The organism is Bradyrhizobium sp. SZCCT0148 (assembly GCF_018129985.1).
Lineage (GTDB): Bacteria > Pseudomonadota > Alphaproteobacteria > Rhizobiales > Xanthobacteraceae > Bradyrhizobium > Bradyrhizobium japonicum_H.
On sequence record NZ_JAFCKT010000001.1, the window covers coordinates 939,792 to 953,564 of the forward strand.

At 64.0% G+C, this 13,773-nt stretch carries 13 protein-coding genes; 9 read left to right on the top strand and 4 right to left on the bottom strand.

Annotated elements, in window-relative coordinates:
- Positions 1–71: 71 nt before the first annotated feature.
- On the bottom strand, positions 72–1,412 hold the full coding sequence (locus tag JQ580_RS04535; RefSeq protein WP_212278496.1) for an ABC transporter substrate-binding protein: 1,341 nt from the start codon (positions 1,410–1,412) through the stop codon (positions 72–74).
- A gap of 468 nt (positions 1,413–1,880) precedes the next feature.
- Here JQ580_RS04535 and JQ580_RS04540 point away from each other — a divergent pair, with 468 nt between their 5' ends.
- Complete coding sequence (locus JQ580_RS04540; RefSeq protein ID WP_212278497.1) at positions 1,881–2,663, top strand: Spy/CpxP family protein refolding chaperone; 783 nt, start codon at positions 1,881–1,883, stop codon at positions 2,661–2,663.
- Between the two features lie 117 nt (positions 2,664–2,780).
- Positions 2,781–3,158 carry a response regulator gene (locus JQ580_RS04545; RefSeq protein WP_212278498.1) on the top strand — a complete coding sequence of 126 codons (378 nt, stop codon included), beginning with the start codon at positions 2,781–2,783 and terminating at the stop codon, positions 3,156–3,158.
- Between the two features lie 111 nt (positions 3,159–3,269).
- Here the strand turns inward: JQ580_RS04545 and JQ580_RS04550 are convergent, their stop codons facing one another.
- The 3 genes from JQ580_RS04550 to glk all read right to left on the bottom strand — a co-directional run bounded on the left by JQ580_RS04550 (position 3,270) and on the right by glk (position 4,909).
- Positions 3,270–3,425 carry a hypothetical protein gene (locus JQ580_RS04550; protein ID WP_212278499.1) on the bottom strand — a complete coding sequence of 52 codons (156 nt, stop codon included), beginning with the start codon at positions 3,423–3,425 and terminating at the stop codon, positions 3,270–3,272.
- 146 nt (positions 3,426–3,571) lie between these two features.
- On the bottom strand, positions 3,572–3,775 hold the full coding sequence (locus JQ580_RS04555; protein ID WP_106950632.1) for a hypothetical protein: 204 nt from the start codon (positions 3,773–3,775) through the stop codon (positions 3,572–3,574).
- A gap of 147 nt (positions 3,776–3,922) precedes the next feature.
- The gene (gene glk, locus JQ580_RS04560; protein WP_212278500.1) at positions 3,923–4,909 is read right to left on the bottom strand and encodes a glucokinase; all 987 of its coding nucleotides are present in this window, start codon (positions 4,907–4,909) and stop codon (positions 3,923–3,925) included.
- Between the two features lie 259 nt (positions 4,910–5,168).
- On the opposite strand from glk, the gene pncA reads away from it, so the two are divergent.
- The 7 genes from pncA to JQ580_RS04595 all read left to right on the top strand — a co-directional run bounded on the left by pncA (position 5,169) and on the right by JQ580_RS04595 (position 13,773).
- On the top strand, positions 5,169–5,807 hold the full coding sequence (pncA, locus tag JQ580_RS04565) for a bifunctional nicotinamidase/pyrazinamidase (RefSeq protein WP_212278501.1): 639 nt from the start codon (positions 5,169–5,171) through the stop codon (positions 5,805–5,807).
- Positions 5,808–5,823: 16 nt separating this feature from the next.
- The gene (locus JQ580_RS04570) at positions 5,824–6,939 is read left to right on the top strand and encodes an alpha/beta fold hydrolase (protein WP_212278502.1); all 1,116 of its coding nucleotides are present in this window, start codon (positions 5,824–5,826) and stop codon (positions 6,937–6,939) included.
- A gap of 139 nt (positions 6,940–7,078) precedes the next feature.
- Positions 7,079–9,112, top strand: a complete 2,034-nt coding sequence (locus JQ580_RS04575) for an NAD(+) synthase (protein WP_212278503.1) — start codon at positions 7,079–7,081, stop codon at positions 9,110–9,112.
- A 29-nt stretch (positions 9,113–9,141) separates the two neighbouring features.
- Positions 9,142–9,534: a GrlR family regulatory protein gene (locus JQ580_RS04580; RefSeq protein ID WP_212278504.1), complete on the top strand. Its 393-nt coding sequence runs from the start codon at positions 9,142–9,144 to the stop codon at positions 9,532–9,534.
- A gap of 95 nt (positions 9,535–9,629) precedes the next feature.
- Positions 9,630–10,850, top strand: coding sequence for a DUF1236 domain-containing protein (locus JQ580_RS04585; protein WP_249134016.1), 1,221 nt, complete (start codon positions 9,630–9,632; stop codon positions 10,848–10,850).
- A 446-nt stretch (positions 10,851–11,296) separates the two neighbouring features.
- The gene (locus JQ580_RS04590; RefSeq protein WP_212278506.1) at positions 11,297–12,112 is read left to right on the top strand and encodes a sugar phosphate isomerase/epimerase family protein; all 816 of its coding nucleotides are present in this window, start codon (positions 11,297–11,299) and stop codon (positions 12,110–12,112) included.
- Between the two features lie 23 nt (positions 12,113–12,135).
- Complete coding sequence (locus tag JQ580_RS04595) at positions 12,136–13,773, top strand: ABC transporter substrate-binding protein (RefSeq protein ID WP_212278507.1); 1,638 nt, start codon at positions 12,136–12,138, stop codon at positions 13,771–13,773.

Below are 13,773 nucleotides of genomic sequence, written 5' to 3' on the forward strand. Positions count from 1 at the left end.
CTCTCGCCAAGTGAGTGAGACGGAGGACTCGCCGCGGACGGCTTGATGCCGTCGCGGCGAGCCTGTCCGGCTTAGCTCCGCATGAAGCCTTCGCATTCGCCTTCGGCCCAGGCGAGCGTCTTTTCCATCGCTTCGCCCTGATGATACCGCAGGCACATCTTGGTGAGCGTGGCCTGCGCGTAGATCTGCTGGGCGATCTTCGGGGGAGCTGGAGAGGCCGCAATCGACAACGTCTGATGCTTGTAGGGGTTTGGATAGTGAAAGAGTGTCCCTTTCGGCGGACCCTCTTCCTGCCAAACCTTCAGCGTTGTGAGCTTCTCATAGGCCGGCAGATCGTAGCCTCCGCTGGCGTTGACCATCTTTTCGATGGCTGCCGGCTTCGACAACGCCACGAGGAGGCTCTTCGCTGCCTCCTTGTTCTTGGAGAAATTCCAGATGCTCCAGAAATAGGGCAGGTAGGGTGCAAAGCGCCCCTTCGGCCCTTTCGGGAATCCGTGCGTCCAGCATTGCTCCGCAACCTGCGGCGCGTCGCGCTTGGCGACGGCCCAGGCGCTCGGCGGATTCATGATCATGGCGCCCCGGCCGGAGACAAGCCATTTGTTGTTGGATGCGTCGTCCCAGGCTGCGACATCGGGCGGCAGGAAGCCGATCAGCTTTTTGTAGAAATCAAGCGCCTGACGAACCGCATCGGTCTTGACGGTGAGATTGCCCTTGGCGTCAACGAGCTGGGCACCGAACGACAGGAAGATCGCGCCCGCCGTATCGACGTTGTCGGTGGTCTCGCCGAGGCCGATACCGAAGGGGACGCCGGCCTTGTGACAGGCTTCGGCGGCTTTCAGGAATGTTTCGAGCGTCCAGTCATCCGCCTTCGGTTCAGAACCGGCCGGATACATCGCCTGCACGTCGATGCCGGCATGCTTCTTCATCAAATCGATGCGGGAGCAGGGGCCCTTGATCTGGCTGCCGACGCAAGCCGGAACGCCGAGCCATTTGTTCTCGGACATGCCCAGATATTTGACCGTGCCGTTCACCTCGCCGTTCTCCGCGATGATCGGCCCCATGATGTCGGCAACGTTCTCCAACTGGTCGGCGTTCGAATGGGCCCACCAGGTCGGCATCGCAAAAATGTCGTGACCAGACTTTGCCTGCGCTTCCGCGGCGATGGTCAGCAGGTTCTTGTTGCCCTGGCTGGGGATGTAGTCGATGGAGACTTCGACCTTCTCCTTGGCGGCCCATTCATTGACCAGATCGGTCGAGGCCTTGTTGGCGCCTGGCACCCAATGGTCCCAGAAGCCTATCGAGAGCTTGCCGGCGGCGTTAGCGCCCCGGACGTAGGGCGCTGAAATCAGCGCCGCGGAGGACATTGCAGTGGCAGCCACAAATTGACGTCGCGTCAGTTTCTTGCGTGACATCTCGTTTCCTCGCCTGGGTGTTTGTTGTTGGAGTTTCCTCTGAGCCTTCTTTTCAAGTTTCTTGTTGTTGGATTTTCTTATTGACGCCGTCGGCCCAAGTGAACGATTCACGCAGGCCGCAGCAGATTGGTAGCGCGATCAGATCATGATTGATCGCGTCTGTCGAGAAAGCCGAACGGCTCATGCCTAGAACTAACGTTGTGTGCTAAATGTCGGGAGCGCTATGCCGCCCGTCAGTTGCGACCGCTCGTTTTTTGCGACGCACACGTGGCATGAGCCGGCCTCGAACGATCCGTGCGCAATTACGCCGCAGTTTCGATTAAGCCTGCATAACCGCTTCGCGCGAAAGCGTTTTCGGGCGTGGACAGCGCGTCGCTGCGTCTGGACCGCGAAGCGGCAGAAACGATAGAGTCGCAATTGGGGTGACCGCACCCCAACAGGCTATTCAGATCGACGATGGAGACGAGAATGACCAACCCTGCGCTGTCAGCGCGGCTTCACTTGCGGCGATGGCTCGCGCTGGGGGCCGTGCTCACGCTGCTGCTCGGTGCGGCCGCAGTGGCCCATGCTCAAGGCTTGGTCAAAGGCGTTCAGGACGGCGCGGCGGCCGGAAACAAGGCGGCAGGTCCGGTCGGTGGCGTGCTCGGCGGAGCGATCGGCGGCGTGGTCGGCGTCTTCACCGGCGTGCTCGGGGTCGGAAACAACAATGCCAATCAGGCTCCGGCCCCGAAGGATGCCGGCAAGGACGCGGGCAAGGATGCCAAGCAGCAGGGTGCAGCCAAGGACAAGGAGGCAAAGGGCGCCAAAGCGGGCAAGGGCGCCAAGGCGAGCAAGGAGGCCAAGAACGCACCTAGTAAGGACGTCACGGTCCTCACCCAGCCCGGCGCGCCGCAGCAGAGCGCGGAACAGATCGTCGCCAACAGCGATTCCTATATCGAGCGGATCAAGACCCAGCTGAACCTCACGGCTGATCAGGAGAAGCACTGGTACGGCTTCTCGAGCGCAATGCACTACCTGGGGCATAATGGTGCGGAGCGGCTCAACTTGCGGGTTGCTCGCGCCAAGCGCGATCCACCCGACGACATCATCGAGCAGATGCGCAACGAGGCGCAGTTCCTGATCGATCGCGCCGCCGATCAGCGCAACGTCGCCGATGCCGCCGAGCCGCTCTTTTCAAGCCTCGATGATAAGCAGAAGCAGGTCTTCATTCAGGAGATGGTGCGGCTGAGCCACGAGCGCGGATTGGATTGATCCCGGTTCATTCGATCGGATCGGGCGCGCGTGAATTAACGGCGCCCTCCACGAATTCGTGAATCTTTCTCGGCAATTGAGTTATGATGAGGTCTGGAAGCGGACTGCGGGGTTGAAATGGCGGACGGACTTTCCGTTTTCCTGGTCGAAGACGAGGCGTTGATCCGGATGATGATCGCCGACATGGTCGTGGAACTCGGCCACCACGTCGTCGCGGAAGCGGACAATGTCCAGGATGCGAGCGCGTTCGCCATGACCGCGCAATACGACATGGCCATCCTCGACATCAATTTGATGGGCGTCTACGTCGATCCCGTTGCCGACCTGATCGAACGGCGTGGAAAGCCGTTCATGTTCGCCACGGGGTATGGTCCGGAATTGTTGCCGTCCTTGCTGCGGCGCAGGCCGATCCTGCGCAAGCCGATCGCAATGGATCAGCTCAAGGCGATGATCGATTCCCTGTTTCCGGGAGCGCCGGTGAAAGCGCCACACTGAGCGACGGCCAAGACACCGCACCGGTGAAGGCGAAGACGCCGCACAGAGATAGTCCAACGAAAATGGCCGCCCGTTAGGGGCGGCCATTGGGCAACGGAAACTGCCGCGGTCTCACATCAGGCCGGCGCTGAGGTCGATGCCGTACACCATCAGGCCGAACGAGGCGACCAGGCCCGTGCAGCAGAACAGCAAAATAGTCTTGAAGGACGAATCGGCGAAACGCGCTTCGACGACGGCCGGCACCGCAGCGATCGAAATCATGCTCATGTTCATTGCCCCCTTGTTGATCCTGAATTGCATCAGGTGTGAGGGAACTTTAGAGCGGAAAGTTTGACGTCGGATTGCGAGGCATCCTTAACGAAATCCGAATTGGATCCCGCATTCCCGGGCCCCGCAGGGCCGGATTGCAAGCCTCAGTTGCGGCCGTTCTTCAGCACGGTGGCGATGGTGTGGGCCGTCATGGCGGCACGGTCCGAGGCGCGTTGGGCGGCGAGCCGGTCTCGCGCCTTTTCCTCGATCAACAGATCTATCAGGGCCAACCGCTTGCCTTCGTCGTCCGCTTGGCTCAGCAGGCGGTGATAGCGGTGATAGTCGAAACCAAAGTCCTGCTTACGCATGTCACGCCCCCGCAACTACGCCACGTACACGGCAGGATTGTTTCTCATCCGAAGCACGCAGGCAAGCTCGTTCATGCCTGGAACCGCGCGTACGCAGCAGTCAGCTGTGCACGGCTGGAACCATAAGCGAAGACGAGGGCTCGGATTTCAGTTCAGGTTGGAGTCGGCGAACATTTTCAGACCGAGGAAGCTTGCATCCGGCTTGATCACGAGCCTCGTCGGGATATTGCGCAGATAATCCTGGAAGCGTCCCTTGGCTTCGAAGCGCGCCCGGAACGCGGAGGCGAGAAGGAACTCGGGGAAGCGCGGCACGATTCCGCCGGCGACGTAGACACCGCCACGCGCGCCGAACGTCACTGCGAGATTGCCGGCGACCGAGCCAAGAATGGCGCAAAACATCTCCAGCGCCGCACGGCTGACGGAGCAACTGCCCTCCAGCGCGGCCTTGGTGATGGCGGCAGCCTCGCGATGCGGCACTTGAGCGCCGTCGACTTCGGCCAGGGCTTCGTAGAGGTTTTGCAGTCCCGAACCCGAGAGCGCGCCACGCTCGATGGAGACGTGGCCGAGGCGCCGGCGCAAGCACGCGATCACACGCTCCTCGCGCTCGTTCTCCGCCGGAAGCGTCGCGTGTCCGGCTTCGGTCACGACGGCCAGCCGCGAGCCGTGGCGCTCGACCAGACAGGAGACGCCAAAACCGGTTCCGGGTCCGACCACCAGCAGCGGCTCTCCAGGCAAGCCATCGCCTCCGCCGAGCGGGATCAGATCGGCTGGCTGCAAGGCGGGCAGTGACCAGGCCACCACCTCGAAATCGTTCAGCACATGGACGCTATCGAAGCCGAGAGCCGGCTGCAGCTCGTTGCCGTCGATGACCCATGGGCTGTTGGTCATGACGCAGCGGTTGTTGGTCACGGGACCTGCCACGGCCAGCACGGCTCTCTGCGGCGGCTCTCCGCCTGACCGGCGCGCCAGCACATCGGCGATCGCTTCCCGGACGGTCGGGAAGTCGGCGACCTTCACGTAATCGATCGGTCCGGCCTGATCGCCCTGGCCCAACCCGATTTGACTTAGCGCGAAGCGCGCATTGGTGCCGCCGATATCGGCGAGAAGAATCTGTCCTGTCTTGCCGATATTCATGACTCTGGGGCTGCCGCCGCCTTGGGGCTCGGCAACCCTATCCTCCACGTCTTCGATCCGCGCCGCACAGTCGCGGGCAGTGCGAGAATCCGCCCTCGGGTATGCCTAGTCAACACGGACGAGGCCAAACCGTTGCATCCCGACTGCTGTCCGGTGACCAATTCACGCGGGGGGCGCACGGCGTCGGCGGTTGCGAAGATGCCCGGGAAGGCCGAGACTGGAGGGCAGACCTGTCCGGCACCGCCGCCGGGCACATCGAATGAGCCTGGCGATGCAGATTTCCGACCGCGACGTGCTGCTGGTGATCGACGTGCAGAACGATTTCTGCACAGGCGGAGCGCTCGCCGTACCCGGCGGCGAGAAAGTGGTCCCCGCCGTCAACCGGATCGCCCAGAAATTCGCCAATGTGGTGCTGACCCAGGACTGGCATCCGCGCGACCACGTCTCGTTCGCCTCAAATCACGCGGGCAAGCAGCCGTTCCAGGCCATCGAGCTCGACTACGGCACCCAGGTGCTCTGGCCGGCGCATTGCGTGCAGGGTACGTCGGGCGCGGAGTTCCATCGCGATCTCGATGTGGTCAGGGCGAACCTCGTGGTGCGCAAGGGCTTTCGCCGTGGGATCGATTCCTATTCGGCGCTGTTCGAGAACGACAAGCGGACGCCGACCGGCCTGCTTGGATATCTGCGCGAACGCGAGCTGAAGACCGTGTTCGTCGCCGGGCTCGCGCTCGACTTCTGCGTCCGGTTCTCGGCGGAGGACGCCCGCAAGGCCGGATTCGAGGTCGCGGTCATCGAGGACGCCTGCCGTGGCATCGATCTCGACGGCTCGGTCGCCGCGACCCGTCGGAGTTTTCGGGACCTCGGGATCTCCATGGTGAGCTTGGAGGCCCTCCTGTGACGATCGTGAGGTGGCCATGGTGAATCAGGCCGGCAAACAGGGCGGCGCGAAGGGGCCCGTCCCGGACGACCCGCTGCTGTGGCCGTTTGCAGCGGCGCGCCTCGCCATGGACAGCTGCTTCTGGTGGCTGGAACGCGGTCCGCCGGAGCAGGACGACAGCACTTTGTCCTGGACGACCCCGAGCATTGTGGCGCTCGAACTGGCGACCATGCGCCTGCGCGATTGCTCGAAAACGCGGTCCGGCCAGCCGGCGCTGGTCTGTGCGCCCTATGCGCTGCATCGGGCCCTGATCGCCGATTTTGCCCCCGGCCACAGCGTGGTGCAGTCGCTGCAGACCGGCGGCATCGATCGGGTCTATCTCACCGATTGGCGGTCAGCGACGCCGGATATGCGCTATTTCTCGATCGACAGCTATCTCGGCGATCTCAACGTTGCCATCGACGAGATCGGCGCGCCGGTCGATCTGGTCGGCCTGTGCCAAGGCGGCTGGCTGTCATTGCTCTATGCGGCGCGCTTTCCGGCCAAGGTGCGGCGGGTTGTGCTGGTCGGCGCTCCCGTGGACCTGTCGATCGAGTCCTCGTTGTGCCGGCTCACCCGCGATGCGCCCGAGTTGGTCTACGACCAGCTCGTCGCACGCGGCGGCGGCAATGTCCGTGGCAAGGAGATGCTCCACTTCTGGTCCAAGGCGCCGAACCGCGACGACATTGTAATGGCGTTGCAGAGAGACCTGGCGGACGCGGAGGGCGCGGCGCTGCTGGCGCGTTTCGAGCGCTGGAACGCCGAGACACTCGATCTGCCGGGCAAATATTATCTGGAGATCGTCCACCGGATTTTTCGCGAGAACCAGATTGCCGGGAGCAATTTCGTGGCTCTTGGCCGCACCGTCGATCTGAAGGAGGTCAGCGCGCCGGTCTTCCTGCTGGCCGGGCTCGACGACGAGGTCGTGCCGGCTGCGCAGGCGCTCGCCACCGCGGCTCTCCTCGGCACACCGCCCGCCTTCATTGCGGCGGCGTCCGAGCCGAGCAATCACCTCGGCCTGTTCATGGGCGCGCGCACGCACGCCCATGCCTGGCCGCGGATTGCAGAATGGCTGCGCGGCGATCTGTCCGGCGTGCTGGCCCGCACCGCCTGAGCCAAAGGCGCTAGGGCAGACTGCGGCGCAAATCCGTTATGCATGACGGCGGATGGCCTGCACGGGATGGAGGTGATGGGCTACATAGGGTTCGGAGCTGACGGCTTCGGCAGCGAAGATATCAAGGGTACTGCGCTCGATGACTTTTCACTCGATCTACGCCCACGGATTTGCGCGCGTGGCGGCCTGTGTCACCACGTCCCATGTCGCCGATCCCTCGGCCAACGCCAAAGCTGTGTTGGCGGCGGCCGGTGCCTGCCATGAGCAGTCGGTCGCGGTCGCCGTGTTTCCCGAACTTTGCCTGTCCGGCTATGCGATCGAGGATCTGGTCAAGCAGGATCCGCTGCTCGATGCGGTCGAGCGCGGCCTCGCAAGCCTCGTCGAGGCTTCCGCGGGACTGATGCCGGTCCTGATCGTCGGCGCGCCGCTGCGCTTTGGCCATCGCATCTACAACTGCGCCGTCGTCATTCATCGCGGCACCGTTCTCGGCGTGGTGCCGAAATCCTACCTGCCGACCTACCGCGAATTCTACGAGGGCCGGCATTTCGCCTCCGGCGCCGGCGTGGCCGGAGAGTCGATCGCATTCGGCGGGTTGCACGCACCGTTCGGCGTCGACCTCCTGTTCTCAGCCGAGGATGTTCCGGGTCTCACCATCGGCGTCGAGATCTGCGAGGACATGTGGATCCCGGTGACGCCCTCTGCCGAGCTCGCGCTTGCGGGCGCCAGCGTGTTGGCCAATCTCTCGGGTAGCCCGATCACGATCGGCCGGGCGCGATCGCGCGCGTTGCTGTGCCAATCGACATCGGCGCGTTGCCTTGCCGCCTACGTCTATTCGGCCGCGGGCGCCGGAGAATCCACCACGGATCTCGCCTGGGACGGCCAGACCTCGATTTACGAGAACGGCGTGCTGCTGGCCGAGGGCGAGCGGTTCCGCCAGGGCGGCCAGATCACTTATGCCGATGTCGATCTCGATCTGCTCAGGCAGGAACGTGCCGCGATGGGCACGTTTGACGACAACCGGCGCCAGCGCGAGGCGTTTTTCCGCAAGGTGACATTCGCGCTGAAGCCGCCGGCCGCCGACATCGGCTTCATGCGCAAGGTCGAGCGCTTTCCGTTCGTGCCGAGCGACGAAAGCCTCCTCGAGCAGGATTGCTACGAGGCCTACAACATCCAGGTCGCCGGCCTCGTGCAGCGCATGCGTGCCACCGGCACCAAGCGCGTCGTGATCGGCGTCTCCGGCGGGCTCGATTCCACCCATGCATTGATCGTCGCCGCCAAGGCGGTCGACCTGCTTGGCCTGCCGCGCGAGAACATCTTGGCCTACACCATGCCGGGCTTCGCCACCGGCAGCGAGAGCAAGACCCATGCATTGGCTCTGATGCAAGCGTTGCAGACGAGCTGGCAGGAGCTCGACATCCGTACCACGGCGACGCAGATGCTGAAGGACATCGGTCATCCCTTCGGCAGGGGCGAGAAGCTTTACGACGTCACCTTCGAGAACGTGCAGGCCGGCTTGCGCACGGATTATCTGTTCCGCCTCGCCAACCAACACGGCGGCATCGTCATCGGCACCGGCGATCTCTCCGAGCTCGCGCTCGGCTGGTGCACCTATGGTGTCGGCGACCAGATGGCGCATTACAACGTCAATGCCGGCGTGCCGAAGACGCTGATCCAGCATCTGATCCGCTGGGTGATCGCATCGAAGCAGTTCGGCGCCGACGTCAACCGCACGCTTGGCTCGATCCTCGTTGCCGAAATTTCGCCCGAGCTGGTGCCGGTGGAGCCCGGCCAGAAGCCGCAGAGCACCGAAGCATCTGTCGGCCCCTACGAGCTGCAGGATTTCAATCTGTTCTACACGCTGCGGTTCGGCATGCGTCCGTCCAAGATCGCCTTCATGGCACAACACGCGTGGAAGGACGTCTCCAAGGGCGAGTGGCCGCCGGCATTTCCGAACGATCGGCGCAAGGCCTATGATCTCAAGGAGATCCGCAGCTGGCTCGAGGTGTTCCTGCGCCGCTTCTTCGCCTTCAGCCAGTTCAAGCGCTCGGCGATGCCGAACGGGCCAAAGGTCTCGGCGGGCGGCTCGCTGTCGCCGCGCGGCGACTGGCGCGCCCCGTCGGATTCGAGCGCGGTGGCCTGGCTCGAGGATCTCGAGCGGAACGTGCCGCACTGATCGGGGCGGATTGTTGGGGAGATGATCGGATGTCGGCCGGGGATGGGGCGAAAGCGGAGGAGGCCAGGGTCGTCAACGGCCTCTACATCTTCGACATCGAAATGCGCGACGGCAAGCGCGGGCAGGCGAGGGGCGTCGTCGTGCTCTGCGACGGGCGCATCTTGGGCGGCGACAGCTATTTCTACTACACCGGCACCTACACCTTCCGGAACGGCAAGTGGCGCGGCGACATGACCGTCAATCAGCACACCGAAGCCGTCGGCCGAACGCTGGCGTTCGGTGGCAGGGAGGTCACCTGCGGTTTCTCGGGTGACTACTCCGCCGGCGGCGCCGAGGTCGAAGGCATGGCGCTGGTCGGCAAGACCAGCGTGACATTCACCGCCCGGCTGACGTTGAAGGACCCAATGGTGAGCTCAGGCTGATCGCCCCTCGTTCCGCTCAGGAACAATCGCATCGACAGAGCGTTCGCGTCTGTTGTTACGAATTGTCGAGGAGAGGGACCATGCGTAAACACTTGATGCTGTCGACTGCTGCCGTTGGACTTATGCTCGCATCCGGATTGGCCTACGCCCAGGCGCCCGGCGAGCGCAGCGAGCCGAAACGGACCGAGGAACCGGCGAAGGGCGCTGCGCCCGAACGCGGCGCCGCTCAGGAGCGCGTTCAAGAGCGCGCGCAGGGGGCCCAGGAGCGACTGCAGGGCGCCGGCCGCGAGGAGAAGGGCGGCGCTGCCAAGCAAGAGGCCAATGACGACAAGCGCCAATCTGCCGGTTCTGCCGAGCGCAACCAACCCAAGGCGAAGGATCAGGCACAAGAATCCCGCGAGCCTTCGCGCGATCGCAACCGTGAAGCCGACACCGCGAAACAAGGCCGCGAGACCGGCAAGAGCAGCGCCGAGACGAAGCAGGACAAGTCCGCGCCGCAGAAATCAACCGCCGAGTCCGAGAAGTCCAAGACTGGCACCGCTGGCCAGCAAAACGAGCGGGCGGGAGCCGCGGCCAACCAGAAAGAGCAGAACCAGTCCCCGCGCGATGCGGCCGAGCAGAAGAACAACCGGCCGGCCACCGCGACGGACACGAACCGCACGGCGCCCACCAACAACGCCCAAACCGCGCCTTCCGGCACGCAGACCAATCAAGCCAATCAGACCACCCGGACCGACACGCAGGTCGGTCAGCAGACCAGCGTCACGACCGAGAAGCAGGTGCGGATCTCCGAAACCGTGAGCCGCGCGCGTTTGGCGCAACCGGAACGCAACCTGAACATCTCGATTCGGGTGGGCGAGACGATCCCGCCGCGCGTGCGTCTCTACCGGGTGCCGCCAGAGATCACCTCGATCGAGCCGGAATACCGGGACTACGAATATTTCACGACCGATGACGATGTCGTCATCGTCGAGCCGCGCACGCATCGCATCGTCAGCCAGGTGCCGCGCGATCCGTCGCGAGCCCGGGCGCAGATGAGCGGCGGCGCCACGTCGAGTGTTGCGGCGGCCGGAAGCACGACGAGCAATAGCCTGAATTGCCGGATCATGCGCCGCGATGCATCGGGCAATGTCGCCGAGGCCGAGCCGACAACCGTCGGTTCGACCGGGCGTACGGACTCGCTGAGCGTGACAGTTCAGATGCCGGATGGCAGCTCGTCCGCACCGATCGCGCTCGGTGCGCCGGCCGGCAACATCGTGGTCGCGACGCAAGGGCAGGGCGACTGCACCGTGACGATCGAACCGCAGACGCGCTGATCGAAAGACGCTCCTGGAACGACAACGCGCCGCCCGGATGCCCCAACCGGACGGCGCGTTGCTGCGTTCAATTTCAGAAAGCTTCGAGGTCCGGAGTGCCTAGGAGTCCGGACCTCGTCACCTGCCCCAGCCTTCAATCCCCCGCCCCATGCGGTCCCCCAACCCCATGTAGCGCGATCGTAGGGTGATGCCCGTGGAAGTGGCCGCCGATCGATGCACGCGATGTACGTGACATCGCGGCAGGATTCCATTCCGGAGCACTACGGACACGGATACCGCTTGCGCTGTGTCCATTCGGCATCGGCACCGCGATCGCGAAGGCACAAAACGGAACCGCACCAGGAGATGTCCACATCTCCTCGCCCTGCGGAATCTGCATTTCACCGGCCTGTCATTGAACTGGTCTAGCGCTGCTCCCGTCATCGCCGACGATCAAGGAGCAAGCCATGTCGAAGCCGGTGCTGGGCGCAGCATTGTCCATCAAATCGATCCCCGCGCATCGTGACTGGCTTCTCGACCGGCAGCGCGATCTCGAGATCCAGGATTTCTTCCGCGCCGACCTGCTCGATGGCGACTGGCGAAGTGCTGCGACCGACATCAAGCAGATGCTCTCCGGCCATACCGGCCGGCTCGGCATCCACGGCCCATTCTGGGGCTTCAAGATCGACAGCCACGATCCGATGATCCGCCAGGCCGTGACCAAGCGCCTGATCCAGGGCCTCGATGCCGCCGAGTTCCTCGGCGCGACGCAGATGGTGATCCATTCGCCGTTCACGACCTGGGATCACAACAATCTCGATCTCTATCCGGACAATCGCGGCAATCTGGTCGAACGCGTCAAGGCGACGCTCGCCGAGGTGATCGCCCGCGCCGAGACGATCGGCTGCGAAATCGTCATCGAGAACATCGAGGACAGGGATCCGCGTGACCGGGTGCGCCTCGCCAAGGCGCTCGAAAGCGCCAAGGTCCGCGTCTCGCTCGACACCGGACATGCCAACTACGCCCACAGCTCCACAGGCGCGCCGCCAGTCGACTACTACGTCGAGACCGCCGGCGACATGCTCACGCATGTGCATCTGCAGGACACCGACGGCTTTGCCGACCGGCACTGGGCGCCGGGCGAGGGCAACATTCCCTGGGTCGCCGTATTCCGCGCGCTAGGCCGGCTGACGTCGAATCCGCGGCTGATCCTCGAACTCCGCAACCACGACGACGTCCGCGCCGGTGCCGCCCATCTCGCCGCGCTCGGTCTCGCCGAATAACCGCATTATCCGAGGCTAGCGCCATGACCAAATTCACCCGTCGCACCATCCTGAAGACCGGCGGCGCCGCCGCAGGCACACTGCTGCTGCCGCGTTTTGCCATCGCGCAGGGCGACAACCGTCCGTCGGTGACGATCGCCGTGCAGAAGGTGACGAACGCGAACGTGCTCGACGTGCTGCGCGAGCAGTCCAATGTCGGCGAGCGCGTGTTCTTCTCCTCGATCTGGGAAGGCCTGATCTCCAAGAATTGGCGTGGTAACCTGGAGGCTGTGCCGGGCCTTGCCACCGAATGGCGCCGCATCGACGACCAGACCGTCGAGGTGAAGCTGCGCCAGGGCGTCAAGTTTCACAACGGTGACGAGCTGACCGCAGAGGATGTCGTCTTCACCTTCAGCCGCGAGCGCATGTTCGGTGAGACCGAGGCCAAGAGCCGCTCGACCATCCAGGCCTTCGAGAAGATCCCGACGCCACGGCCGGGCAAGGAATTGCCGCCTGATGTCCCCGCGGTCGCACGCCGGATCTGGCCGGACCTCGTGCGCGTCGATGCCGTCGATAAATACACCGTGCGCTTCTACAACGCGACGCCCGACGTCACGATCGAGGGCCGGCTGTCGCGCTACGGTTCCGACATCATGAACCGCCGCGCCTGGGACGAATCCGCGAGCTATCTCGACTGGGCGCGCAAGCCCGTGACAACCGGTCCCTACAGGGTCGTCGAGCTCAAGCCCGACGTGTCGCTGACGCTTGAAGCACATGACGAATATTGGGGCGGCCGTCCGCCGCTCAAGCGTATCCGCTTCCTCGAAGTGCCCGAAGTCGCGAGCCGCATCAACGGCCTCTTGTCGGGCGAGTACCAGTTCGCCTGCGACATCCCGCCGGACCAGATCGCCGGCATTGAGAAGAATGCCGCGTTCGAAGTGCAGGGCGGCACTATCCTGAACCATCGCTTGACCGTGTTCGACAAGAACCACGCCGTGCTCGCCAATCCCTTGGTGCGCCGCGCCTTCACCCACGCGATCGACCGCCAGGCCATCGTCGACAGCCTGTGGGCGGGCCGCACCCGCGTGCCGAAGGGCCTGCAATGGGAGTTCTACGGCGACATGTTCAACGCCGACTGGAGCGTACCGGCCTACGATCCCAAGCTGGCGCAGGATCTGCTCAAGCAGGCCAACTACAAGGGCGATCCGATTCCGTATCGCCTGCTGAACAATTACTACACCAACCAGGTCGCGACCGCGCAGGTGCTGGTCGAGATGTGGAAGTCGGTCGGCCTCAACGTCCAGATCGAGACCAAGGAGAACTGGTCGCAGATCATGGAACGCGCGCCGACCCGTGCCGTGCGCGACTGGTCGAACTCGGCCGCCTTCAACGATCCCGTCTCGTCGCTGGTCGCCCAGCACGGCCCGAACGGCCAGCAGCAGCAGATCGGCGAATGGACCAACGCCGAGCTGAACAAGCTCTCGGAGTTCCTGGAAACCTCGACCGACCGGCCCGCGCGCAAGAAGGCGTTCCGCCGCATGCTGGAGATCGCCGAGCGCGAAGATCCTGCCTATACGGTGCTGCATCAGAACGCGACCTTCACGGCCAAGCCGAAATCGATCAAGTGGAAGGCGTCGCCCGCCTTCGCGATGGATTTCCGCGCCGGCAATTTCGAGGCGTGA